Source organism: Brevundimonas sp. GW821-FHT10A07 (assembly GCF_059415785.1).
Genome location: NZ_JBWKNX010000013.1, coordinates 40,775 through 61,253, shown reverse-complemented (window position 1 = coordinate 61,253; position 20,479 = coordinate 40,775). Strand labels below are relative to the sequence as shown.

The following is a 20,479-nucleotide window of genomic DNA, read 5'->3' as shown; positions in this document are numbered from 1 at the left end:
CCATGAAAACCGCTCTGATCGCCGCCGCCGCCGTCGCCGCCCTGACGGGGTTGGCCGCCGCCGCGCCCGCATCGGCCGGCGAAGTCGAGATCCGCAACGCCGTGGCGCGCGTGGTCGTCATCGTCGAGGACCGCCAGGACATCGCCGTCGAGGTGACGCAGGGCCGGTCACGGCTGCCGGCCGTACAGGTGCGGCGCAACGGCCGTGACGTGGAGATCGACGGCGGGCTCCGCCGCAATGGCCTCTGGGGTCGTGGCGACGGCATACGCAACTGCAACTCGGGCCGCGCAGACGCAGCCCAGCCCGGCCAGGGCGCGACGGTCGAGGTGCGCGATCTGGGCCGCATCCGGCTGGAGGACGCGCCCCTGATCATCCTGCGCACGCCGCGGAACGTGGATGTCAGCGCCGGCGGCGCCGTGTTCGGCGCCGTGGGACGCGGCGCGCGCTCGGTCGAACTGGACAGCGGCGGCTGCGGCGGCTGGACCATCGCCAATGTGGACGGCGACCTTGAGCTGGGCGTCGGCGGTTCGGGGGCGATCCGCGCCGGGACGTCGCGGGCGCTGGACGCCAGCGTCGGCGGTTCAGGCTCGGTTTCGGCCGGCGGCACCGGCGACCTCAAGGTCGCCGTCGGCGGCTCGGGCAATGTGGAGGTCGCCAGCGCCAATGGTCAGGGCGACATCTCCATCGGCGGCTCGGGCGGGGTGAACGTCCGCCAGGGTCGGATGGACAAGCTGTCGGTCGCCATCGGCGGGTCCGGGGACGTCCGCTACGGCGGAACGACCCGCGACCTCAGCGTCGCCATCGCCGGCTCGGGGAACGTCCGCGTCGCCGCCGCCACAGGCTCAGTGTCCCGCACCGTCGTCGGATCCGGGACGCTTCATATCGGGCGTTAAGACCCGTATCTCGCCGCGAGAGGAAAGGCCCCCGGTCGTGGAACCCTGGGGGCCTTTTTCGTGCGTCGATCCGGACATGAAAAAAGCCCCGGCGGATCGCTCCGCCGGGGCTCTTCTCACACCGTGAGGGAGGCCGTTGCTTACAGGCCGCCCAGGACGCTCGTGATCGACGAGACGTTCAGGCCGGCGCCGGCGCGGTCACGCGCTTGCAGACCGCCGCCGAAGCTGTAGCGCAGGCCCAGCGACCAGGTGTCGACGTCGATCGAGTCGACGTCGGCGCGGGTGTAGGCGGCGCCGACCGAGAACGGGGTGTTCTCGATTTCGTACTCGGCGCCCACGCCATAGGTCCAGGCGTCCACGTCGCCGCCGGCCACGTCCACGTTGTTGTAGCTGACGCCGGCGTTCAGGCGCAGGTTCGGCATGACGTAGAAGGCGGCGTCGCCGCCGACGGTCCAGATGTCGGCGTCGCTGTCGTCAGACGTGGTGTAGGCGACCAGGCCGGTCAGGGTCGCGTTGGACAGGTACTTCTGGGCTTCGGCGCCGACGGTCCAGACGGGATCGTTGCCCGAACCGATGTCGTTGGCGGCGACGAAGGCGCCGGCGCGGACGTCCGAGGTCCACATCTTGGTCAGGTGAGCGGCGGCGACGCCGGTGACGTCTTCTTCACCGAAGGCCTTGGTGTAGTCGACGGCGCCGTTCAGGGTCACGGTCCAGTCGGCGGCCGGCAGGGCGACGGTGCCGTCCACGGTCCAGACGTCGGCGTCGACGTCATCGCCGGCGACTTCGACCGACGGGTTGGAGTAGGTCACGCCGACCGAACCGATGGCGTTCTGGGCGAAGGCCGGGGCGGCGAACAGGGTGGCGGCGGCGGCGGCCGAGGCGAGGAGGATCGTCTTCATTTTCTTTTGTCCTTAGCAGTCTGTGCCCGGGTGGAGGCCCGGGGAGGGCGGCTGCTACCAGCCGGCGCGAGAAGCTGAGCAATAAACCGTCGTTACATAAGTGTCTTGAAACTGACATGTGTCTCATCTGCCACGCCTTGTGGTCAAAATGTGTCACTCGAGCGCGTTTCCTGCGGCAAGGAGTTAACGGGCCGAAATCATATAATCATATAAGGATATCCTTATATGTATTGACGGCTGCGCTTCATTGCGGTCATGTGCCCGGGTCGTGGTCTGCACGCGGTCTTCGGGGCGCGTGGAGCTAAGAGGGAAGCCGGTGTGAAACCGGCGCTGCCCCCGCAACTGTAAGCGGCGAGTCGAGGGTCCATCTCGTGTCACTGGCGTTCGCGCCGGGAAGGCCGGATCCGAGGCGTCGACCCGTGAGCCAGGAGACCTGCCCCGACAGATAACGTCCTCCGGCGGGGTGTCCGGTCAGGCCGCATGCGCGCCGCCGGACCCTTGTTCGCGTCGGCGTCCGCGCGACCCTGTCCGAAGCCTGGCCATAATACAGGTTTCGAACGTCATGACCCGCCACACTGTCCAGGTCGCCACCCTCGGCTTTCCCCGCATCGGCCCCAAACGCGAGCTGAAGACCGCGCTCGAGGCCTATTGGGCCGGCAGGATCGACGGGGACGCCCTGCTGTCCACCGCCGCCGAGCTGCGCGCCCTCACCTGGGCCCGCCAGCGCGATCTGGGCGCCGACATCGTGCCGTCGAACGACTTCTCTCTTTATGATCAGGTGCTGGACCTGACCGCCATGGTCGGGGCCGTGCCCGCCGCCTATGGCTGGAGCGGGGATCGGGTCGATCTGGCGACCTATTTCGCCATGGCTCGAGGGTCTGGGGCGCCGGGGTCTCGCGGCGGCGACAGTCCGGTCTGCGAACACGGTCATGTCCACGGCGGCGGTGAGGGCGCGCCGGCGATGGAGATGACCAAATGGTTCGACACCAACTACCATTATCTCGCGCCTGAGTTCACGGCGGATCTGGTCTTCCGGCTGGGCTCGACCAAGGCGCTGGACGAGTACCTGGAAGCCAGGGGGCAGGGGATCGACACCCGGCCGGTGCTGCTGGGGCCGGTCAGCTATCTGCTGCTGGGCAAGACGCGCGGGGCCGACTTCGACGTCCTCAGCCTGCTGCCTCGCCTGCTGCCGGTCTATGCCGAGGTGTTGCGGTCGCTGGCGCGCGCGGGCGCGACCTGGGTGCAGATGGACGAACCCTGCCTGGTCACGGACCTGAGCGACGAGGCCAAGGCCGCCTATGATCACGCCTATCGCGTGCTGGCCGATGTGACGCCGCCGATCAAGCTGATGCTGACCCCCTATTTCGGCGCGCTGGGCGACAATCTGCATACGGCGTTGAAGCTGCCGGTGCATGGCCTGCATCTCGACCTGATCCGCGCCCCGGAGCAACTGGCCCCGGTCGCTTCGGACATGCGTCCCGATCAGGTGTTGTCGCTGGGCGTCATCGACGGCCGCAATGTGTGGAAGGCCGATCTGAACGCCGTATTGGACCGGGTCGAGCCCCTGGTCGCCTCGGGTCGCCAGGTGGTGCTGGCGCCGTCCTGCTCGCTGCTCCACACCCCCATCGATCTGGAGCGTGAGACGGCCCTGGAGCCGGAGATCAGGAACTGGCTGGCCTTCGCCGTGCAGAAAGTGGCCGAACTGGCGATCCTGGCCCGCGCCCTGAACCATGGCCGCGATGCGGTGAAGGCCGAACTGGACGCCTCGACCGCCGCCGTCGCCTCGCGCCGCACCTCGCCGCGCATCAATGATCCGAAGGTCCAGGCGCGCGCCGCCGACGCCGACCCCGCCCTGTCGACCCGCACCTCCAGCTTCGAAATCCGGCGCACGGTGCAGCGGCGGCGGCTGAACCTGCCCGCCTATCCGACCACCACCATCGGCTCCTTCCCCCAGACGGCCGAGGTTCGAAAGGCGCGCGCCGATCACGGCAAGGGCGTCATCGACGACGCCGCCTACGCCGCCTTCCTGCGCGAGGAGACCGCGCGGACGGTGAAATGGCAGGAAGACCTGGGTCTGGACGTGCTGGTCCACGGCGAGTTCGAACGGAACGACATGGTCCAGTATTTCGGGGAACAGCTGTCCGGCTTCGTCTTCACCAAGGCCGCCTGGGTCCAGTCCTATGGTTCGCGCTGCGTGCGGCCGCCGATCATCTATGGCGACGTGTCGCGGCCCAGGCCGATGACGGTGGAATGGTGGCGTTACGCCCAGGGCCTGACCGATCGGCCGATGAAGGGGATGCTGACCGGCCCGGTGACGATCCTGAACTGGTCCTTCGTGCGCGACGACCAGCCGCGCAGCGAGACCTGCCGCCAGATCGCCTTCGCCATCCGTGACGAGGTGATCGATCTGGAAACCGCCGGCGCCGTCGTGATCCAGATCGACGAGGCGGCCCTGCGCGAGGGCCTGCCGCTGCGCCGCGCCGACTGGGCCGCCTATCTGGACTGGGCGGTCGAGTGTTTCCGCATCACCGCATCGGGCGTGCGGGACGAGACCCAGATCCACACCCACATGTGCTATTCCGAGTTCAACGACATCATCCAGTCCATCGGGGCCATGGACGCCGACGTCATCTCCATCGAGACCTCGCGGTCCAGGATGGAGCTGCTCGACGCCTTCTCCGACTATCGCTATCCGGCCGAGATCGGCCCGGGCGTCTATGACATCCACTCGCCGCGCGTGCCGTCTGTGGACGAGATGGCGGCCCTGCTGACGGCGGCGGCGGGCAAGCTGCCGGCGGACCGGCTGTGGGTGAACCCGGACTGCGGCCTGAAGACCCGCGGTTGGGCCGAGACCGAGGCGGCGCTGACCAATATGGTCTCGGCCGCGAAGGCCGCGCGCCTGGAGGCCGTAGGGGGATGAGCGTCACGCTTATAGACATGGTGTTCCCCGGCGACGCCAACCACCACGGCACATTGTTCGGGGGCGTCGGTCTGGCGCACCTGGACAAGGTCGCCTTCCTGGCCGCCGCGCGTCATGCGCGGCGGCACACGGTCACGGCGGGCTGCGAGCGGATCGACTTCGCCGCACCCGCCCGGATCGGTGAAATGGTCGAGGCGACGGGCCGGGTGGCGCGCGTGGGCCGAACCTCCATGGGGGTCGAGGTCGAACTGTGGGCCGAGGCGCCGGTCAGCGGCGAGCGCCGCCTGTGTACGCGCGGCGTGTTCAACATGGTGGCGCCCCGCGAAGCGGGGCAGGGCGACCTGCCGCCGGTTCCGGACAAGCGGGCGGAGCGGGGGGACGGCTGGCTGCGGACGGCGGAGATGGTCTTCCCGACCTGGACCAACCACTATGGCACCCTCTACGGCGGCGACGCACTGAAGCTGATGGGCAAGGCCGCCTTCATCTGCGCCACGCGACGGGCCAGGGGCGTCATGGTCATGGCGGCGTCGAACCGCATCGACTTCTCGTCGCCTATAAGAGAAGGAGACATGATCGAACTGGCGTCGCGCGTCACGCGGGTCGGCCGCTCCTCCGTCGCCATAGAGGTGGAGCTGTGGGCGGAGGCGCTGTTGACCGGCGAACGACGGCGGTCGGCCGTGGCCGAATTCGTCATGGTGGCGGTCGATGAGGCGGGGCGATCTGCGCCGATTTCGAAGCCTGCGGCGACGCTGGAACCGGCCTGACGGAATCCTGTCGCCGCCACGGTTTCGCCGCTTGACGAAAATGGAATCGGTAGGCATAAGCCCCACTCTTGTTGGACCGGCTGTGCATCCCCGGATGCAGACGCGGTTCGCAGGAACGACCTGAGACCCTGTTCTTTGCAGTGACCCAGGACTTTAGCGGCCTTCGCAGGCGACTGCGTGGGCCGATCGTTTTTGCGGATTTGCGTTCCCTGAGGGCTCTATGCCCGAAGGCCTTCGGTCTTTGAAATGGTTCACAGGGACGCGGTCCTCCGACCGCATTGGAAGTAAGCACCGATATGGATCAAAGCATCCGCATCAGGCTCAAGGCCTTTGATCACCGCGTCCTCGATTTCTCGACGCGCGAGATCGTCAATACAGCCAAGCGCACCGGCGCGACCGTTCGCGGTCCAATTCCGCTGCCGACCCTGATCGAGAAGTTCACCGTGAACCGCTCTCCGCACGTCGATAAGAAGTCGCGTGAGCAGTTTGAAATCCGCACGCACAAACGCGTGCTCGACATCGTCGACCCCACCCCGCAGACCGTGGACGCGCTCATGAAGCTCGACCTGTCCGCCGGTGTGGACGTCGAGATCAAGATTTAAAGTAGAAAGAGGCGGGATCCGATGCGCACGGGCGTGATCGCCAAGAAGCTGGGCATGACCCGCGTGTTCGCCGATGACGGCGCGCACGTACCGGTCACTGTGCTTCAGCTCGACGGCTGCCAGGTCGTCGGCCAACGTACCCAGGAGCGTGACGGCTACGTCGCTCTCCAGCTGGGCGCTGGCACGAAGAAGGCCAAGAACACCAACAAGGCTCAACGCGAGACCTTCGCCAAGGCGGAAGTCGAACCGAAAGCCTATGTCACCGAGTTCCGCGTCGATGCGGACGGTCTGCTGGACGTGGGCGCCGAACTTTCGGCCGAACACTTCGTTGTGGGTCAGAAGGTCGATATCCAGGGCGAGACCATCGGTAAGGGTTTCGCCGGCGCCATGAAGCGCTGGAACTTCGGCGGCCTGCGCGCCACGCACGGTGTTTCGCTGTCGCACCGTTCGCACGGTTCGACGGGTAACCGTCAGGACCCGGGTCGGACCTTCCCTGGCAAGAAGATGGCCGGTCACTACGGGGCCGAAACCGTCACCACCCAGAACCTGACCGTCGTCCGCGTGGACGCCGAGCGTGGCCTGATCCTGATCAAGGGCGCTGTCCCCGGTCATGACGGCGGCTACGTCAAGGTTCGTGACGCCATCAAGAAGGCTCGTCCGGCTGACGCTCCGTTCCCCGGTGCGCTGAAGTCGAGCAAGTCTGCTGCTCAACCCGCCTCGACCCCGGCTGAAGAAGCCCCCGTCGAAGCGACCGAAGGCGGTGAAGCGTAATGAAACTCTCTGTCATCCAACTCGACGGCAAGGCCGCTGGCGACGTGGAACTGTCGGACGCCGTCTTCGGCATCTCCGACATCCGCGGCGACATCCTGGCCCGCACCGTCAACTGGCAACTGGCCAAGCGCCGCGCCGGCACGCACAAGGTTCAAACCCGCAACGAGAACTCTCGTACGGGCAAGAAGATGTACAAGCAAAAGGGCACCGGCGGCGCTCGTCACGGTTCGCGCCGTGCACCGCAGTTCGTCGGCGGTTCGCGCGCCTTTGGTCCGGTCGTTCGCGACCACGGCTTCTCGCTGCCGAAGAAGATCCGCGCGCTTGCTCTGCGTCACGCCCTGTCCTCCAAGGCGAAGTCGGGCGACCTGATCGTCGTCGACACCGTCTCGGTCAAGGAAGCCAAGACCGCCTCGCTGCGCGAGACGCTCGGCAAGCTGGGCTGGACCAAGGCTCTCATCATCGCGGGTCCGGAAGTCGACACGAACTTCGGCCTGGCCGCACGCAACATCCCGCACATCGACGTGCTGCCGAACGCCGGCCTGAACGTCTATGACATCCTGCGGGCTGACAAGCTGGTGCTGACCAAGGCCGCTATCGAGGCGATCGAAGCCCGCTTCAGCGATAAGGAAGCCGCGTAATGGCCGCTCAACCTACCGCCAAGCACTACGACACCATCCTGGCTCCGGTGATCACCGAAAAGGCCACGATCCTGTCCGAGCAGAACAAGGTCGTCTTCCGCGTCGCCGACACGGCGACCAAGGACGAGATCGCCGCTGCGGTCGAAAGCCTGTTCAAAGTCAACGTCCTGAAGGTCAACACCCTGGTTCAAAAGGGCAAGACCAAGCGCTTCCGGGGTATCCTGGGTCGTCGCGTGGACATCAAAAAAGCGATCGTGACCCTGGCCGACGGCCAGTCGATCGACGTCACCACGGGGCTCTGATCAGATGGCCTTGAAACATTACAATCCGACCTCGCCGGGCCGTCGCGCCCTCGTGCTGGTCGACCGTTCGGAGCTCCACAAGGGCCGTCCGGAAAAGTCGCTGACCGAAGGCCTGACCAAGTCGGGCGGACGCGGGCAGGGCGGTCGCATCGCGGTCCGCTTCCGCGGCGGCGGCGCCAAGACCCTGTACCGCAAGATCGACTTCAAGCGTCGCAAGTGGGACATGGTCGGCACGGTCGAGCGTCTGGAATACGATCCGAACCGCACGGCCTTCATCGCCCTCGTGACCTACGAAGACGGCGAGAAGACCTACATCATCGCGCCGCAACGCCTTAAGGCCGGCGACACGGTGATCGCGGGCGAAAAGACCGACGTGAAGCCGGGCAACGCCATGCCGCTTCGTTCGATGCCGGTGGGTACGATCATCCACAACATCGAGATGAAGCCGGGCAAGGGCGCTCAGCTGGCTCGCTCGGCCGGCGCCTACGCCCAGCTGGTGGGTCGCGATCAGGGCTACGCCCAGATCCGTCTCGGCTCGGGCGAACTGCGCATGGTCCTGGACGGCTGCATCGCCACTGTGGGCGCGGTTTCGAACCCCGACCACATGAACCAGAACCTGGGCAAGGCCGGTCGCAAGCGTCACATGGGCTTCCGCCCGCACGTCCGCGGCGTCGCCATGAACCCGATCGACCACCCGCACGGTGGTGGTGAAGGCCGGACCTCTGGTGGTCGCACCCCCGTCACGCCGTGGGGTAAGGACACCAAGGGCACCCGTACCCGCAAGAACAAGGCTACGGACAAGTACATCATCCGTACCCGCCACGTTAAGAAGGCTCGCTAAGAATGGCCCGCTCCTCCTGGAAAGGCCCGTTTGTCGACGGGTATCTGCTCAAGAAGGCCGACGCCGTTCAAACGTCGGGCCGCAAGGACGTGATCAAGACCTGGTCGCGCCGCTCCACCATCCTGCCGCAGTTCGTCGGTCTGACGTTCGGCGTCCATAACGGTCAGAAGCATGTGCCCGTGTCGGTCTCGGAAGAGATGGTCGGCATGAAGCTCGGCGAGTTCGCCCCGACCCGGAACTTCCCGGGTCACGCGGCGGACAAGAAGGCCAAAAGGAAGTAACTGATGGCCCAGACCAAGAACATTCGTCGGGTCGCCCCGACCGAGGCCCGCGCCAAGCTGGTCAACGTGCGCATCAGCCCGCAAAAGCTGAACCTGGTCGCCGCATCGATCCGCGGCATGCCGGTTCAGAAGGCGCTGAACGAGCTGGAATTCAGCCGTAAGCGTATCGCGACCGACGTCCGCAAGGTCCTGTATTCGGCGATCTCGAACGCTGAGAACAACCACAACCTCGACATCGACAACCTGGTCGTCGCCGAGGCCTTCGTGGGCAAGAACCTGGTGATGAAGCGTTTCGCGAGCCGTGCTCGTGGCCGTTCGTCGCGCATCCTGAAACCGTTCAGCGAGATCACCATCGTGGTCCGTGAAGCCGGCGAGGCCGCCTGATGGGTCAGAAAATCAATCCGATCGGTCTGCGCCTCGGCGTGAACCGTACGTGGGACAGCCGTTGGTTCGCCGCCGGCGCCGACTATTCCCGCCTGCTGCACCAGGACCTGAAGCTGCGTGAGTGGCTGCGGGAACGTCTGGCCGCCGCCGGCGTGTCGCGCATCATCATCGAGCGCCCGCACAAGAAGTGCCGCATCACCATCTACGCCGCCCGTCCGGGCGTCGTGATCGGCAAGAAGGGCGCTGACATCGAGAAGCTCCGCAAGGACATCTCGGCCCAGACCGAAGGTGAAGTTCACCTGAACATCATCGAAGTCCGCAAGCCGGAAACCGATGCGCAGCTGATCGCCGAGAACATCGCCCAGCAGCTCGAGCGTCGCGTGGCCTTCCGCCGCGCCATGAAGCGCTCGATGCAGTCGGCCATGCGTCTGGGCGCCAAGGGCATCCGGATGAACGTCTCGGGTCGTCTGGGCGGTGCGGAAATCGCGCGGATGGAATGGTATCGCGAAGGTCGCGTGCCGCTTCACACCCTGCGCGCCGACATCGACTACGGTTTCTACGAAGCCAAGACGACCTACGGCATCATCGGCGTGAAGGTCTGGGTGTTTAAGGGTGAAGTGCTCGAGCACGATCCGATGGCCCAGGACAAGCGTTGGGCCCAGGAAGCGTCGGGTCCGTCCTCGAACGAAGGCCGCGAACGCGGCGGCCCCCGTGGCGACCGCGGTCCGCGTCGCGACCGGGGACGTGAGAACTAAGTCATGTTGCAACCGAAGAAGACCAAGTACCGCAAGGCCTTCAAGGGCCGCATCCACGGCTCGGCCAAGGGCGGCTTCTCGCTGAACTTCGGGTCGTACGGCCTGAAGACGCTGGAGCCGGAACGCATCACTGCGCGTCAGATCGAAGCGGCTCGCCGCGCGATCACCCGCCAGATGAAGCGCCAGGGCCGCGTCTGGATCCGCGTCTTCCCCGACCTGCCCGTCACGGGCAAGCCGGCCGAAGTCCGGATGGGTAAGGGCAAGGGCGCCGTGGACCACTGGGCCGCGCGTTGCCACCCCGGCCGCATCCTGTTTGAAATCGACGGCGTGACGGACGAAGTGGCCCGTGAAGCGCTCCGTCTCGGCGCCGCCAAGCTGCCGGTCCGCACCAAGGTCGTGACCCGTATCGACGCCGGCGTCGCCCATGTCGAGGTAGCCGCCTAATGACCAAGATCGCCGATCTGCGGTCGCAAACGACCGACCAACTGTCCGACGAGCTGCTGAAGCTCAAGAAGGAACAGTTCAACCTGCGTTTCCAGGCGGCCACCGGCCAAATGGAAAAAACCCACCGCGTGGGTGAAGTGCGCAAAGACATCGCCCGCATCTCGACGCTTCTGCGCGAGAAGCGTGCGGCCTCGTAAGGAAACGAATATGCCCAAGCGAATTCTCGAAGGCGTGGTCGTGTCCGACAAGGGCGAAAAGACCGTCGTCGTGAAGGTGGAGCGCACGCTGCTTCACCCTGTTCTGAAGAAGATCGTTCGTCTTTCGAAGAAGTATCACGCCCACGACGAAGCCAACGCGCTCAAAGTCGGCGACATCGCTCGCATCGTCGAGTGCGCCCCGAAGTCCAAGTTGAAGCGCTGGGAAGTCCTTTCCAACGCCTCCGCCTCGTAATCAGAAGGATCTGATCTTATGATCCAGATGCAAACTAACCTGGAAGTGGCCGATAATTCGGGCGCCCGCCGGGTCATGTGCATCAAGGTGTTGGGCGGCTCCAAGCGCCGCTACGCCTCGATCGGCGACACAATCGTCGCCTCCGTGAAGGAAGCCATCCCGCGTGGCCGCGTGAAGAAGGGCGACGTTGTTCGCGCCATCGTCGTGCGCACCGCCAAGGACATCCAACGCAAGGACGGCTCGGTCATCCGTTTTGACAAGTCGGCCGCCGTCATCGTCAACAAGCAGAACGAGCCTGTCGGCACGCGGATCTTCGGCCCGGTTCCCCGCGAACTGCGCGCCAAGAACCACATGAAGATCATCTCGCTGGCTCCGGAGGTCCTGTAACATGGCCGCCAAGATCAAAAAGGGCGACCGCGTCGTCGTCCTCACCGGCAAGGACAAGGGCCGCACGGGCAACGTGCTGAAGGTCCTGCCCACCGAAAACCGCGTCCTGGTTGAAGGCGTCAACATGGTTCAGCGCCACACGCGCCCGAGCCAGGCTGACCCGCAGGGCGGCATCAAGAACAAGGAAGCCTCGCTTCACCTGTCGAACGTCGCGATCGCCGACGCCAACGGCAAGGCGACCCGCGTCGGCTTCAAGATCGATGGGGACACCAAGGTCCGCATCGCCAAGACGACGGGAGACGTCATCTGATGGCTACCGAGAAGTACACCCCGCGCCTCAAGGGCGAGTACCAGGCGCGCATCCGCCAGGTGCTGAAGGAAAAGTTCGGCTACACGAACGAAATGCAGGTGCCCAAGCTGGACAAGATCGTCCTGAACATGGGCATCGGCGAAGCCGTCGCGGACTCCAAGAAGGCGAACGCCGCCCTCAAGGATCTGACGGCCATCGCCGGTCAGAAGGCCGTCGCCACCAAGGCCCGTAACTCCATCGCCGGCTTCAAGCTGCGCGAGGGCATGGTCATCGGCGGCAAGGTCACCCTGCGCGGCGACCAGATGTACGAGTTCCTGGACCGGTTCATCACGATCGCGCTGCCGCGCGTGAAGGATTTCCGTGGTCTGAAGGGCACGTCGTTTGACGGTCGCGGCAACTACGCCACCGGTCTGAAGGAACACATCGTGTTCCCGGAAATCAACTACGACCAGATCGACCAGATGTGGGGCATGGACATCATCGTCTGCACCACGGCCAAGACCGATGAGGAAGCCAAGGCTCTCCTCACCGAGTTCAAGTTCCCGTTCGTGAAGAACTGAGCGGGAAGGGAAGAGAACAATGGCTAAGAAGAGCGCCGTAAACCGCAACGAAGCCGTCAAGGCCCTGGTTGCGAAGTATGCCGCGAAGCGGGCCGCCCTGAAGGCGACCGCCAACGACGAAAACCTGCCGCTTGAGGAGCGTTTCGACGCGCGCCTGAAGCTGGCTGAACTGCCGCGCAACTCCGCGCCGACCCGTATTCGCAACCGTTGCGAAGTGACCGGTCGTCCGCGTGCGTTCTATCGCAAGCTCAAGATGAGCCGGATTGCGCTGCGCGAACTCGGCAACCAGGGCCAGATCCCTGGCCTGACCAAGTCCAGCTGGTAAGGGGAGCGAACAGACATGATGATCAACGATCCCCTGAGCGACATGATCGCTCGCATCAAGAACGCGGCGACCCGCAAGCGTTCCAAGGTGCTGACCCCCGCTTCCCGTCTGCGTCAGCGCGTCCTCGACGTGCTGCAGGACGAAGGCTACATCCGCGGCTACAACCTGGTTCAGAACCCGGGTGAGTTTCCGCAGTTCGAGATCGAGCTGAAGTACTTCGACGGTCAGCCCGTCATCGCCGAGATCGCGCGCGTGTCCAAGCCGGGCCGCCGCGTCTATTCGGCGATCGGCGATCTGAAGCCCGTCAAGAACGGCCTCGGCATCTCGATCCTCTCGACTTCGAAGGGCGTCATGTCCGACGCTTCTGCCCGCGACGCCAACGTCGGCGGCGAAGTCCTCTGCAGGGTCTACTGATATGTCCCGTATTGGCAAGAAAACCATCGCTGTGCCGAAGGGCGTGACTGTCACGCTCGACGGTCAGACCGTCTCCGTGAAGGGCCCCAAGGGCGAGAGCTCCTGGACCGTCGCCGAGGAAATCGAAGTCACCCGGGAAGGCGACGAACTGTCGCTGGGCCTGCGGTCGGACACGCAACGCGGTCGCGCGATGTGGGGCCTGTCGCGCACGCTGGTCGACAACATGGTCGTCGGCGTCACCACCGGCTTCGAGAAGTCGCTTGAGCTGGTCGGCGTCGGTTACCGCGCCGCGATGAAGGGCAACGCCCTGTCGCTGCAGCTCGGCTTCTCGCACGAAGTCGACATCGATCCCCCGGCCGGCGTCAGCTTCGCTGTTCCGAAGCAAACCGAGATCAAGATCTTGGGTTCGGACAAGCAGGCTGTCGGTCAGATCGCCTCGGTCATCCGCAAGCTGCGTCCGCCGGAGCCCTACAAGGGCAAGGGCGTCCGTTACGCGGGCGAGAAGGTCCGTCGCAAGGAAGGCAAGAAGAAGTAAGTCATGGCTCTTTCTCTTCGACAACAAGCCAAGCGCCGCTCGGAGCGCACCCGTCGCCGCCTGAAGGCCGTCGCCAACGGCCGTCTGCGCCTGTCGGTGTACCGTTCGGACAAGAACATCTCGGCCCAGATCATCGACGACGCCCAGGGCGTGACCGTCGTTGCGGCCTCGTCGCTGGAAGGCGGCAAGGGCAAGCGCGGTTCGGACACGGCCGCAGCCGCAGCGATCGGCAAGCTGATCGCCGAACGCGCCATCGAGAAGGGCGTCAAGGACGTCGTCTTCGACCGTGGCGAGTACATCTATCACGGCCGGGTCAAGGCGCTGGCGGAAGCCGCGCGCGAAGCCGGCCTGAACTTCTAAGGGACGCGAAGCATGGCGCATCAACCCCAGCGCGGCGGCGGCGGTAACGATCGCAACCGTCGTGACAATCGCAACGGTCCCGCTGTCGACGGTCCGGATTCGGACATCGTCGAGAAGCTGGTTCACATCAACCGCGTTGCGGCCACCGTCAAAGGCGGCCGTCGGTTCTCCTTCGCCGCCCTGATGGTTGTCGGCGACGGCAAGGGCCGCGTCGGTTTCGGTCACGGCAAGGCGCGCGAAGTGCCGGAAGCCATCCGCAAGGCGACCGAAGAAGCCAAGAAGACCATGATCCGCGTTCCGCTGCGCGAGAACCGCACCCTGCACCACGACGGCAACGGCCGTTGGGGCGCCGGCAAGATCATGATGCGCGCCGCCCCTCCCGGGACCGGCGTCATCGCGGGCGGTCCGATGCGCGCCGTGCTCGAAACCCTCGGCGTCCAGGACGTCGTGGGCAAGTCGACCGGCTCGTCGAACCCCTACAACATGATCCGCGCGACTTTCGAAGCGCTGAAGGTCCAGTCCTCGCCCCGTCAGGTCGCGTCCAAGCGCGGCAAGAAGGTCGCGGATCTGATGGGCCGTCGCAACGACGGCGCCTCGGCGCCCGAAGCTGTGGAGTCCTAATCATGGCCGAGCAAAAGACCGTCACCGTCAAGCAGACCGGTTCGCCGATCCGCCGCAAGAACGACCAGCGCGCCACCCTGGTGGGCCTGGGTCTGAACCGCCTGGGTCGTGAATCGACCCTCGTGGACACGCCTTCGGTTCGTGGAATGATCGCCAAGGTCGCCCACCTGACCGAGATCGTCGAAAAGTAAGACGAAAGACTCTCCCTCCCCCTCGGGGGAGGGCAGGTCGCGCAAGCGACCAGGTGGGGGCGGCTCGCAAGAGTCGCCTTTACTGCTGTTCGGGGAGCCGCTATAGCGCCCGACCTTGAGATATCCGGGACGGGCTCGCCGAGCCCTTCCCACCCGGTCGGCTTTGCCGACCACCCTCCCCCGCGGGGGAGGGAGACGACAAACTTTGAACGCCGAGTCCGGATCATGGGTCCGGGCGCTAGCACCCGAAAGGATCAGGCATATGAAACTGAACGAAATCCGCGACAACGAAGGCGCGCACAAGAAGCGCATGCGTGTCGGCCGTGGCCCCGGTTCGGGCAAGGGCAAGACCTCGGGCCGCGGCGTCAAGGGTCAGAAGTCGCGTACCGGCGTCAGCCTGCTGGGCTTCGAAGGCGGCCAGATGCCGCTGTACATGCGTATGCCCAAGCGCGGCTTCAACAACCCGAACGCCCTGAAGCTGGCCGAAGTGAACCTGTGGCGCCTGCAAGACGCCATCGACGCCGGCAAGCTGGACGCCAAGTCGGAACTGAAGGGCGACGCCCTGGTCGCCGCCGGCGTGATCCGTCGCGTGAAGGACGGCGTGCGTCTGCTCGGCACCGGTGAAGTCAAGCAAGCCCTGAACCTGGTCGTCTGGTCGGCCACCGCCGGCGCCAAGAAGGCCATCGAAGCCGCTGGCGGCACCGTGCTGGAACAACGTATCGAAGCCGAAGCCAAGGCCGCTGCGCGCGTCGAGAAGCGCAACGCCGCCAAGGGCAAGGCTCCGGCTCCGAAGGCCCCGCGCGGCGACGAGAACAAGATCTCGGCCCGCACCAAGCGCGCCGCGGCCAAGGCTTAAAGCAAACGCGTCGTCGCGGCTGGACTAGGCCGTGGCCTGATTACACCTGCGACGACGAAACAACGGAAGCGGCCCTCGCATGAGGGCCGCTTTCCGCCTATCTGACGACTCAGTCAGTCGTGGGGACGCATAATGGCTTCGGCCGCAGAACAACTCGCCGCCAATATGAACATGGGCTCGTTCGCGAAAGCGACCGAGCTGCACAAGCGCCTGCTGTTCACGCTGGGCGCGCTGCTGGTTTATCGCATCGGGACTTACGTTCCGATCCCGGGCATCAATTCGCAGGCCTTCCTGCAGTTCTTCCAAGACCCGTCGGGTCAGCGCGGCATCCTGGACATGTTCAACATGTTCTCGGGCGGCGCGGTCGAGCGGATGGCCATCTTCGCGCTGAACGTCGCGCCCTATATCTCGGCGTCGATCATCGTGCAGCTGATGGGCACCGTGTATCCGCCCTGGGAAAAGCTGAAGAAGGAAGGCGGCGAGAGCGGCCGCAAGCAGCTGAACCAGTACACCCGTTATCTGACGGTGTTCCTGGCCCTGGCCCAGTCGCTGGGCATCGCGGCGGGTCTGAACGCCCAGCCGGGTCTGGTCGATAATCCGGGGATCTTCTTCCTGGTCTCGACCGTCGTGACCCTGACGGGCGGCACCATGTTCCTGATGTGGCTGGGTGAGCAGGTGACGGCGCGCGGCGTCGGCAACGGCATCTCGCTGATCATCTTCGCCGGCATCGTGGCGGTCCTGCCGTCCACCATCGCCCGCATGCTGGGCCTGGCCCAGCAGGGTCAGATGTCCGCCTTCGCCCTGTTGTTCATCGCCGTTCTGGCCGTGGCGACCGTGGTCTTCATCGTCTTCATGGAACGCGCCCAGCGCCGGCTTCTGATCCAGTATCCGAAGCGCCAGGAAGGCAACCGCATGGCCGGGGGCGAACGCTCGTTCCTGCCGCTGAAGGTCAACACCGCCGGGGTCATCCCGCCGATCTTCGCCTCGTCCCTGCTGATGCTGCCGACCACGGTGGCCAGCCTGACCGCCAACGCGGACCTGCCCGACTATCTGGGCTGGCTGCCGCTGGTCACGTCGCAGCTGACGCACGGCCAGCCGCTGTTCATGGCCCTGTACGCGGCCCTGATCATCTTCTTCTGCTTCTTCTACACCTCGATCACCTTCAACCCGGAGGACACGGCCGAGAACCTGCGCAAATACGGCGGCTTCCTGCCGGGCATCCGTCCGGGCAAGCGCACGGCCGAGTATCTGGACTATGTCCTGACCCGTCTGACGGTGATCGGCGCGGCCTATATCACCGCCGTCTGTCTGCTGCCCGAGTTCCTGGTCGCCCAGATGGGCAACAGCCTCTACTTCGGCGGAACGTCTATCTTGATTGTCGTGTCGGTCACGATGGACACTGTGGCCCAGATCCAGTCCCAACTGCTGGCGCACCAGTACGAGGGCCTGATCAAGAAGGCCAAGCTGCGCGGTCGCGGCGGTCGTGGCGCGCCCACTCCGGTGCGGCGCTGAGTTGACTACAAGAAGCCTGGGGAGGGCCTACGCGTGAACTTGATCCTGTTCGGACCGCCGGCGGCGGGCAAGGGGACACAGGCCAAGCGGCTGGTCGAAGAGCGGGGCATGGTCCAGCTCTCGACCGGCGACATGCTGCGGGCCGCCATCGCCTCGGGCTCGGAGCTGGGGCTCAAGGTCAAGGACGTGCTGGCGCGCGGCGATCTGGTGACGGACGAGATCGTCATCGCCCTGATCGAGGATCGCCTGCCGGAGGCCGAGGCCGCCGGCGGCGCCATCTTCGACGGCTTCCCCCGCACCGTGGCCCAGGCCGAGGCCCTGGACGCCATGCTGGCCAAACGCGGCGCCCAGATCGACGCCGTGGTGCGGCTGAAGGTCGATGATTCCGCCCTGCTGGAGCGGATCGCCAAACGCTATGCCGAACAGGGGCGTCCCGACGACAATCCCGACACCTTCGTGGTGCGTCTGGACGCCTACAACCGCAACACCGCCCCGCTGCTTCCCTATTATGAAGCCCAGGGCAAGCTGACCGAAGCGGACGGCATGGGCTCCATCGACTCCGTCGCCAAGGCGATCGACGAAGCTCTGGCGTGACCAAACCGGGCGTCGGGCGTTAGACGACCGATGCCTGACGCCAAGACCCCTGATGAAAGAAGGCGCGCCCGCAGACGCTGGCGCGCCTTTGTCGTTTTCGTCGGCGTGGCCGGCGCCGAGCTGGGCCTCGCCCTGCTGCTGGGCCAGGTGAAGGGCAGGGCGCCGGAGACCTTGGGGACGCAGCCCCGCCCGGTCGAAGTCCTGCTCTATGAGCCGCCGCCGCCGATCTCGCTTGAGCCGCCTGCGCCGGAGATCGGGGGAGGCGCCCCAGCCGCGCCGTCGCGCATCCACACGCCCCCGCCGCTGAAGCAGCCGCGTCCTGTCGAACTGCCCGCCCCGCCCAAACAGGCGCCTGAGCCGGCCCCGGTCGTCGGCGTCGCGGCCGCGCCTTCGCTGGCGCCCGGTTTCGGCCAGGGCGGGCAGGGGAGCGGCAGCGGATCCGGGGTAGGATCGGGCTCAGGGCCGGGCGCCGGCTCCACCCGTGCGCGGGTGCTCCGCTCTCCGCCCGTGTCGGAAATCCGCGCCAACCACCCCCGGGCGGCGCGCAGCCGATACGGCAATGCGGCCTTGTCCTGTGTCGTTCGCCTGGACCAGCGGCTGGAAGACTGCCGGGTGATCAGCGAGACGCCGGCGGGTCTGGGCTTCGGCGAGGCGGCCCTGCGCCTGGTCGATCAGTTCCGCGTCCTGCCCCCGACAGAGGGCGGCCGTCCGGTGGAGGGCCAGAGGCTGGTGGTGGGAATCGACTTCGGCAATCGGCCGCGTTGACGTCCGCACGCACACCGGGCATCCAAGTCGCAGCGGCCTTCGCTTGTCTTCGATCCACCCAGGCGTTGACGCGATGTGAATCATCTGTATAAGGGCGCCTTCCCGCGAAGGGCGCCACGCTCCTGGTTTGTTAACCGGAGCGTTTGTTGCGTCTGACTAACGCGTATCTGGAGAATTTCGTGGCCCGTATTGCTGGCGTCAACATCCCGACCAACAAGCGCGTTGAAATCGCGCTTCAGTACATCCATGGCATCGGCCCCGCCGCCGCCAAGGACATCACCGAGAAGGTCGGCATCGAGCCGGCTCGCCGGGTGAACCAGCTGACGGACGCCGAAGTCCTGTCGATCCGTGAAACGATCGACAAGGATCATACGGTCGAGGGCGACCTGCGCCGCGAGACGTCGATGAACATCAAGCGTCTGATGGACCTGGCCTGCTACCGCGGCCTGCGTCACCGCAAGGGCCTGCCGGTCCGTGGTCAGCGCACGCACACCAACGCCCGCACCCGCAAGGGTCCCGCCAAGCCGATCGCCGGCAAGAAGAAGTAAGACAGACACATGGCCAAGGAACCGGGTCGCGTAAAGAAGCGCGAGCGCAAGAACATCACCTCGGGCGTCGCCCACGTGAACGCCAGCTTCAACAACACCATGGTGACCATCACCGACGCGCAGGGAAATGCGATTTCCTGGTCGTCGGCCGGTCACATGGGCTTCAAGGGCTCGCGTAAGTCGACCCCGTATGCGGCCCAGATGGCCGCTGAAGACGCCGGCAAGAAGGCGCAGGAACACGGCGTGAAGACGCTGGAAGTGAACGTCTCGGGTCCGGGTTCCGGCCGTGAATCGGCCCTGCGCGCGCTGCAGTCGGTCGGTCTGACGATCACCACCATCCGCGACGTCACGCCGATGCCGCACAACGGTTGCCGTCCGCCCAAGCGTCGTCGCGTCTAAGCGACACCGCCTAAAGCACCCCCATCTCCGTCGGCTCCACCATGGCCTCGTCGACAAGGCCGGAGTCTACGAAACCCGTTCGAGGGACAAAATGATCGAAAGAAACTGGCAAGAGCTGATCCGTCCCGAGAAGCCGCAGATCGAGATCGGTTCCGACGCCCAGCGCAAGGCGCGCCTGGTGGCCGAACCTCTCGAACGTGGCTTCGGCGTGACGCTCGGCAACGCGCTCCGTCGCGTTCTGCTGTCCTCGCTGCAAGGCGCGGCCGTCACCGCCATCCAGATCGACGGCGTCGTTCATGAATTCTCGTCGCTGGAAGGCGTTCGGGAAGACGTGGTCGACATCGTCCTGAACATCAAGCAACTGGCGCTGCGCATGCACGCCGAAGGCCCCAAGCGCATGACCCTGCGCGCCACGGGCCCCGGCGCCGTGACGGCCGGCCAGATCGACGTGCCGGCGGACATCGAGGTCCTGAACCCCGATCACGTCATCTGCACCCTGGACGACGGCGCGTCGGTCCGCATGGAACTGACCGTCCAGAACGGCAAGGGCTACGTCGCCGCCGAGCTGAACCGTCCGGAAGATGCGCCGATCGGCCTGATCGCCGTCGACGCCCTGTATTCGCCGGTCAAGCGCGTCGCCTATCGCGTCGAGCCGACCCGTCAGGGCCAGTCGCTGGATTACGACAAGCTGCTGCTGGAAGTCGAAACCAATGGTGCGGTCACGCCGGTTGACGCCGTGGCCTACGCCGCGCGCATCCTGCAGGACCAACTGCAGATCTTCATCACCTTCGAAGAGCCCAAGAAGGCTGTCGAGCAGTCGGACGGCAAGCCCGACCTGCCCTTCAACCCGGCCCTGCTGAAAAAGGTGGACGAGCTGGAGCTGTCGGTCCGTTCGGCCAACTGCCTGAAGAACGACAACATCGTCTACATCGGCGACCTGATCCAGAAGACCGAGGGCGAAATGCTTCGCACCCCGAACTTCGGCCGCAAGTCGTTGAACGAGATCAAGGAAGTTCTCGCGACGATGGGCCTCAGCCTCGGCATGGACGTGCCGAACTGGCCGCCCGAAAACATCGAAGATCTGGCCAAGAAGTTCGACGACCAGATCTAAGTTCAACCCTCCGCCCGTCTCCCTCGGGAGAATGCCGGGGCGGTTAG

31 protein-coding genes and 1 riboswitch are annotated in these 20,479 nt (G+C 65.6%); of the genes, 30 read left to right on the top strand and 1 reads right to left on the bottom strand.

Features of this window, described 5'->3' with window-relative positions; translation table 11 throughout:
• Positions 1 to 2: 2 nt before the first annotated feature.
• Positions 3 to 893, top strand: coding sequence for a GIN domain-containing protein (locus tag AC07NC_RS12045; protein ID WP_494569686.1), 891 nt, complete (start codon positions 3 to 5; stop codon positions 891 to 893).
• A 140-nt stretch (positions 894 to 1,033) separates the two neighbouring features.
• On the opposite strand, the gene AC07NC_RS12040 is transcribed toward AC07NC_RS12045, so the two are convergent.
• A complete protein-coding gene (locus tag AC07NC_RS12040) occupies positions 1,034 to 1,792 on the bottom strand; it encodes a porin (RefSeq protein WP_494569685.1) in 759 nt (252 codons plus the stop codon).
• Between the two features lie 252 nt (positions 1,793 to 2,044).
• A riboswitch (cobalamin riboswitch) is annotated at positions 2,045 to 2,247 on the top strand.
• A gap of 107 nt (positions 2,248 to 2,354) precedes the next feature.
• Between AC07NC_RS12040 and metE the strand changes: the two genes are divergently transcribed.
• From metE to AC07NC_RS11895, 29 genes are all read left to right on the top strand, one after another.
• On the top strand, positions 2,355 to 4,712 hold the full coding sequence (gene metE, locus AC07NC_RS12035) for a 5-methyltetrahydropteroyltriglutamate--homocysteine S-methyltransferase (RefSeq protein ID WP_494569684.1): 2,358 nt from the start codon (positions 2,355 to 2,357) through the stop codon (positions 4,710 to 4,712).
• On the top strand, positions 4,709 to 5,476 hold the full coding sequence (locus tag AC07NC_RS12030; RefSeq protein ID WP_372705660.1) for an acyl-CoA thioesterase: 768 nt from the start codon (positions 4,709 to 4,711) through the stop codon (positions 5,474 to 5,476). Before metE ends, AC07NC_RS12030 begins: the two co-directional genes overlap by 4 nt.
• Before the next feature lie 296 nt (positions 5,477 to 5,772).
• Positions 5,773 to 6,078 (top strand): 30S ribosomal protein S10, encoded by a 306-nt coding sequence (gene rpsJ / locus AC07NC_RS12025; RefSeq protein ID WP_003164367.1) that lies wholly within the window; start codon positions 5,773 to 5,775, stop codon positions 6,076 to 6,078.
• A gap of 21 nt (positions 6,079 to 6,099) precedes the next feature.
• Positions 6,100 to 6,849: a 50S ribosomal protein L3 gene (gene rplC / locus AC07NC_RS12020; protein ID WP_426026204.1), complete on the top strand. Its 750-nt coding sequence runs from the start codon at positions 6,100 to 6,102 to the stop codon at positions 6,847 to 6,849.
• A complete protein-coding gene (gene rplD, locus AC07NC_RS12015) occupies positions 6,849 to 7,487 on the top strand; it encodes a 50S ribosomal protein L4 (RefSeq protein ID WP_008260438.1) in 639 nt (212 codons plus the stop codon). The genes rplC and rplD overlap by 1 nt, the downstream gene beginning before the upstream one ends.
• Positions 7,487 to 7,789, top strand: coding sequence for a 50S ribosomal protein L23 (locus AC07NC_RS12010; RefSeq protein ID WP_008260292.1), 303 nt, complete (start codon positions 7,487 to 7,489; stop codon positions 7,787 to 7,789). The genes rplD and AC07NC_RS12010 overlap by 1 nt, the downstream gene beginning before the upstream one ends.
• Before the next feature lie 4 nt (positions 7,790 to 7,793).
• Positions 7,794 to 8,630 carry a 50S ribosomal protein L2 gene (rplB, locus tag AC07NC_RS12005; RefSeq protein ID WP_008259904.1) on the top strand — a complete coding sequence of 279 codons (837 nt, stop codon included), beginning with the start codon at positions 7,794 to 7,796 and terminating at the stop codon, positions 8,628 to 8,630.
• A 2-nt stretch (positions 8,631 to 8,632) separates the two neighbouring features.
• Positions 8,633 to 8,911, top strand: a complete 279-nt coding sequence (rpsS, locus tag AC07NC_RS12000) for a 30S ribosomal protein S19 (RefSeq protein ID WP_008262211.1) — start codon at positions 8,633 to 8,635, stop codon at positions 8,909 to 8,911.
• Between the two features lie 3 nt (positions 8,912 to 8,914).
• Positions 8,915 to 9,295 carry a 50S ribosomal protein L22 gene (gene rplV, locus AC07NC_RS11995; protein ID WP_008262904.1) on the top strand — a complete coding sequence of 127 codons (381 nt, stop codon included), beginning with the start codon at positions 8,915 to 8,917 and terminating at the stop codon, positions 9,293 to 9,295.
• Positions 9,295 to 10,050, top strand: a complete 756-nt coding sequence (rpsC, locus tag AC07NC_RS11990) for a 30S ribosomal protein S3 (RefSeq protein WP_008264251.1) — start codon at positions 9,295 to 9,297, stop codon at positions 10,048 to 10,050. The genes rplV and rpsC overlap by 1 nt, the downstream gene beginning before the upstream one ends.
• A 3-nt stretch (positions 10,051 to 10,053) precedes the next feature.
• On the top strand, positions 10,054 to 10,494 hold the full coding sequence (gene rplP, locus AC07NC_RS11985) for a 50S ribosomal protein L16 (RefSeq protein WP_008259917.1): 441 nt from the start codon (positions 10,054 to 10,056) through the stop codon (positions 10,492 to 10,494).
• A complete protein-coding gene (gene rpmC, locus AC07NC_RS11980) occupies positions 10,494 to 10,691 on the top strand; it encodes a 50S ribosomal protein L29 (protein WP_008263673.1) in 198 nt (65 codons plus the stop codon). The genes rplP and rpmC overlap by 1 nt, the downstream gene beginning before the upstream one ends.
• Positions 10,692 to 10,701: 10 nt before the next feature.
• Positions 10,702 to 10,944 carry a 30S ribosomal protein S17 gene (gene rpsQ, locus AC07NC_RS11975; protein WP_008262472.1) on the top strand — a complete coding sequence of 81 codons (243 nt, stop codon included), beginning with the start codon at positions 10,702 to 10,704 and terminating at the stop codon, positions 10,942 to 10,944.
• 18 nt (positions 10,945 to 10,962) lie between these two features.
• Positions 10,963 to 11,331, top strand: coding sequence for a 50S ribosomal protein L14 (rplN, locus tag AC07NC_RS11970; protein ID WP_003164378.1), 369 nt, complete (start codon positions 10,963 to 10,965; stop codon positions 11,329 to 11,331).
• Between the two features lies 1 nt (position 11,332).
• The gene (gene rplX / locus AC07NC_RS11965) at positions 11,333 to 11,641 is read left to right on the top strand and encodes a 50S ribosomal protein L24 (RefSeq protein WP_008263379.1); all 309 of its coding nucleotides are present in this window, start codon (positions 11,333 to 11,335) and stop codon (positions 11,639 to 11,641) included.
• Entirely contained in the window at positions 11,641 to 12,201 is a 561-nt protein-coding gene (rplE, locus tag AC07NC_RS11960; RefSeq protein ID WP_008262588.1) for a 50S ribosomal protein L5, read from the top strand. The genes rplX and rplE overlap by 1 nt, the downstream gene beginning before the upstream one ends.
• A gap of 19 nt (positions 12,202 to 12,220) precedes the next feature.
• Entirely contained in the window at positions 12,221 to 12,526 is a 306-nt protein-coding gene (rpsN, locus tag AC07NC_RS11955; RefSeq protein ID WP_008259854.1) for a 30S ribosomal protein S14, read from the top strand.
• A gap of 15 nt (positions 12,527 to 12,541) precedes the next feature.
• Positions 12,542 to 12,940, top strand: a complete 399-nt coding sequence (gene rpsH / locus AC07NC_RS11950) for a 30S ribosomal protein S8 (RefSeq protein ID WP_008262310.1) — start codon at positions 12,542 to 12,544, stop codon at positions 12,938 to 12,940.
• 1 nt (position 12,941) lies between these two features.
• A complete protein-coding gene (gene rplF, locus AC07NC_RS11945) occupies positions 12,942 to 13,475 on the top strand; it encodes a 50S ribosomal protein L6 (RefSeq protein ID WP_035307166.1) in 534 nt (177 codons plus the stop codon).
• Between the two features lie 3 nt (positions 13,476 to 13,478).
• Positions 13,479 to 13,835 carry a 50S ribosomal protein L18 gene (rplR, locus tag AC07NC_RS11940; RefSeq protein WP_008259637.1) on the top strand — a complete coding sequence of 119 codons (357 nt, stop codon included), beginning with the start codon at positions 13,479 to 13,481 and terminating at the stop codon, positions 13,833 to 13,835.
• Between the two features lie 12 nt (positions 13,836 to 13,847).
• Positions 13,848 to 14,456: a 30S ribosomal protein S5 gene (rpsE, locus tag AC07NC_RS11935; protein WP_008262674.1), complete on the top strand. Its 609-nt coding sequence runs from the start codon at positions 13,848 to 13,850 to the stop codon at positions 14,454 to 14,456.
• 2 nt (positions 14,457 to 14,458) lie between these two features.
• Positions 14,459 to 14,647 carry a 50S ribosomal protein L30 gene (gene rpmD, locus AC07NC_RS11930; RefSeq protein WP_008258716.1) on the top strand — a complete coding sequence of 63 codons (189 nt, stop codon included), beginning with the start codon at positions 14,459 to 14,461 and terminating at the stop codon, positions 14,645 to 14,647.
• Positions 14,648 to 14,909: 262 nt separating this feature from the next.
• A complete protein-coding gene (gene rplO / locus AC07NC_RS11925) occupies positions 14,910 to 15,503 on the top strand; it encodes a 50S ribosomal protein L15 (protein ID WP_008260404.1) in 594 nt (197 codons plus the stop codon).
• Positions 15,504 to 15,635: 132 nt separating this feature from the next.
• Positions 15,636 to 17,015 (top strand): preprotein translocase subunit SecY, encoded by a 1,380-nt coding sequence (gene secY / locus AC07NC_RS11920; RefSeq protein ID WP_008262163.1) that lies wholly within the window; start codon positions 15,636 to 15,638, stop codon positions 17,013 to 17,015.
• Positions 17,016 to 17,048: 33 nt separating this feature from the next.
• On the top strand, positions 17,049 to 17,609 hold the full coding sequence (locus AC07NC_RS11915; RefSeq protein ID WP_008260031.1) for an adenylate kinase: 561 nt from the start codon (positions 17,049 to 17,051) through the stop codon (positions 17,607 to 17,609).
• A gap of 30 nt (positions 17,610 to 17,639) precedes the next feature.
• Positions 17,640 to 18,374 (top strand): energy transducer TonB, encoded by a 735-nt coding sequence (locus AC07NC_RS11910; protein ID WP_494569683.1) that lies wholly within the window; start codon positions 17,640 to 17,642, stop codon positions 18,372 to 18,374.
• Between the two features lie 179 nt (positions 18,375 to 18,553).
• Positions 18,554 to 18,922: a 30S ribosomal protein S13 gene (rpsM, locus tag AC07NC_RS11905; RefSeq protein ID WP_026108555.1), complete on the top strand. Its 369-nt coding sequence runs from the start codon at positions 18,554 to 18,556 to the stop codon at positions 18,920 to 18,922.
• A gap of 9 nt (positions 18,923 to 18,931) precedes the next feature.
• A complete protein-coding gene (rpsK, locus tag AC07NC_RS11900; protein ID WP_008264180.1) occupies positions 18,932 to 19,321 on the top strand; it encodes a 30S ribosomal protein S11 in 390 nt (129 codons plus the stop codon).
• Positions 19,322 to 19,412: 91 nt separating this feature from the next.
• On the top strand, positions 19,413 to 20,432 hold the full coding sequence (locus AC07NC_RS11895; protein ID WP_183194957.1) for a DNA-directed RNA polymerase subunit alpha: 1,020 nt from the start codon (positions 19,413 to 19,415) through the stop codon (positions 20,430 to 20,432).
• Positions 20,433 to 20,479 lie beyond the last annotated feature (47 nt).

Bases quoted from the DNA above. Each gene is read 5' to 3' on its own strand.
- AC07NC_RS12045 (WP_494569686.1), top strand. From the start codon at position 3: ATGAAAACCGCTCTGATCGCCGCCGCCGCCGTCGCCGCCCTGACGGGG.
- AC07NC_RS12040 (WP_494569685.1), bottom strand. From the start codon at position 1,792: ATGAAGACGATCCTCCTCGCCTCGGCCGCCGCCGCCGCCACCCTGTTC.
- metE (WP_494569684.1), top strand. From the start codon at position 2,355: ATGACCCGCCACACTGTCCAGGTCGCCACCCTCGGCTTTCCCCGCATC.
- AC07NC_RS12030 (WP_372705660.1), top strand. From the start codon at position 4,709: ATGAGCGTCACGCTTATAGACATGGTGTTCCCCGGCGACGCCAACCAC.
- rpsJ (WP_003164367.1), top strand. From the start codon at position 5,773: ATGGATCAAAGCATCCGCATCAGGCTCAAGGCCTTTGATCACCGCGTC.
- rplC (WP_426026204.1), top strand. From the start codon at position 6,100: ATGCGCACGGGCGTGATCGCCAAGAAGCTGGGCATGACCCGCGTGTTC.
- rplD (WP_008260438.1), top strand. From the start codon at position 6,849: ATGAAACTCTCTGTCATCCAACTCGACGGCAAGGCCGCTGGCGACGTG.
- AC07NC_RS12010 (WP_008260292.1), top strand. From the start codon at position 7,487: ATGGCCGCTCAACCTACCGCCAAGCACTACGACACCATCCTGGCTCCG.
- rplB (WP_008259904.1), top strand. From the start codon at position 7,794: ATGGCCTTGAAACATTACAATCCGACCTCGCCGGGCCGTCGCGCCCTC.
- rpsS (WP_008262211.1), top strand. From the start codon at position 8,633: ATGGCCCGCTCCTCCTGGAAAGGCCCGTTTGTCGACGGGTATCTGCTC.
- rplV (WP_008262904.1), top strand. From the start codon at position 8,915: ATGGCCCAGACCAAGAACATTCGTCGGGTCGCCCCGACCGAGGCCCGC.
- rpsC (WP_008264251.1), top strand. From the start codon at position 9,295: ATGGGTCAGAAAATCAATCCGATCGGTCTGCGCCTCGGCGTGAACCGT.
- rplP (WP_008259917.1), top strand. From the start codon at position 10,054: ATGTTGCAACCGAAGAAGACCAAGTACCGCAAGGCCTTCAAGGGCCGC.
- rpmC (WP_008263673.1), top strand. From the start codon at position 10,494: ATGACCAAGATCGCCGATCTGCGGTCGCAAACGACCGACCAACTGTCC.
- rpsQ (WP_008262472.1), top strand. From the start codon at position 10,702: ATGCCCAAGCGAATTCTCGAAGGCGTGGTCGTGTCCGACAAGGGCGAA.
- rplN (WP_003164378.1), top strand. From the start codon at position 10,963: ATGATCCAGATGCAAACTAACCTGGAAGTGGCCGATAATTCGGGCGCC.
- rplX (WP_008263379.1), top strand. From the start codon at position 11,333: ATGGCCGCCAAGATCAAAAAGGGCGACCGCGTCGTCGTCCTCACCGGC.
- rplE (WP_008262588.1), top strand. From the start codon at position 11,641: ATGGCTACCGAGAAGTACACCCCGCGCCTCAAGGGCGAGTACCAGGCG.
- rpsN (WP_008259854.1), top strand. From the start codon at position 12,221: ATGGCTAAGAAGAGCGCCGTAAACCGCAACGAAGCCGTCAAGGCCCTG.
- rpsH (WP_008262310.1), top strand. From the start codon at position 12,542: ATGATGATCAACGATCCCCTGAGCGACATGATCGCTCGCATCAAGAAC.
- rplF (WP_035307166.1), top strand. From the start codon at position 12,942: ATGTCCCGTATTGGCAAGAAAACCATCGCTGTGCCGAAGGGCGTGACT.
- rplR (WP_008259637.1), top strand. From the start codon at position 13,479: ATGGCTCTTTCTCTTCGACAACAAGCCAAGCGCCGCTCGGAGCGCACC.
- rpsE (WP_008262674.1), top strand. From the start codon at position 13,848: ATGGCGCATCAACCCCAGCGCGGCGGCGGCGGTAACGATCGCAACCGT.
- rpmD (WP_008258716.1), top strand. From the start codon at position 14,459: ATGGCCGAGCAAAAGACCGTCACCGTCAAGCAGACCGGTTCGCCGATC.
- rplO (WP_008260404.1), top strand. From the start codon at position 14,910: ATGAAACTGAACGAAATCCGCGACAACGAAGGCGCGCACAAGAAGCGC.
- secY (WP_008262163.1), top strand. From the start codon at position 15,636: ATGGCTTCGGCCGCAGAACAACTCGCCGCCAATATGAACATGGGCTCG.
- AC07NC_RS11910 (WP_494569683.1), top strand. From the start codon at position 17,640: ATGCCTGACGCCAAGACCCCTGATGAAAGAAGGCGCGCCCGCAGACGC.
- rpsK (WP_008264180.1), top strand. From the start codon at position 18,932: ATGGCCAAGGAACCGGGTCGCGTAAAGAAGCGCGAGCGCAAGAACATC.
- AC07NC_RS11895 (WP_183194957.1), top strand. From the start codon at position 19,413: ATGATCGAAAGAAACTGGCAAGAGCTGATCCGTCCCGAGAAGCCGCAG.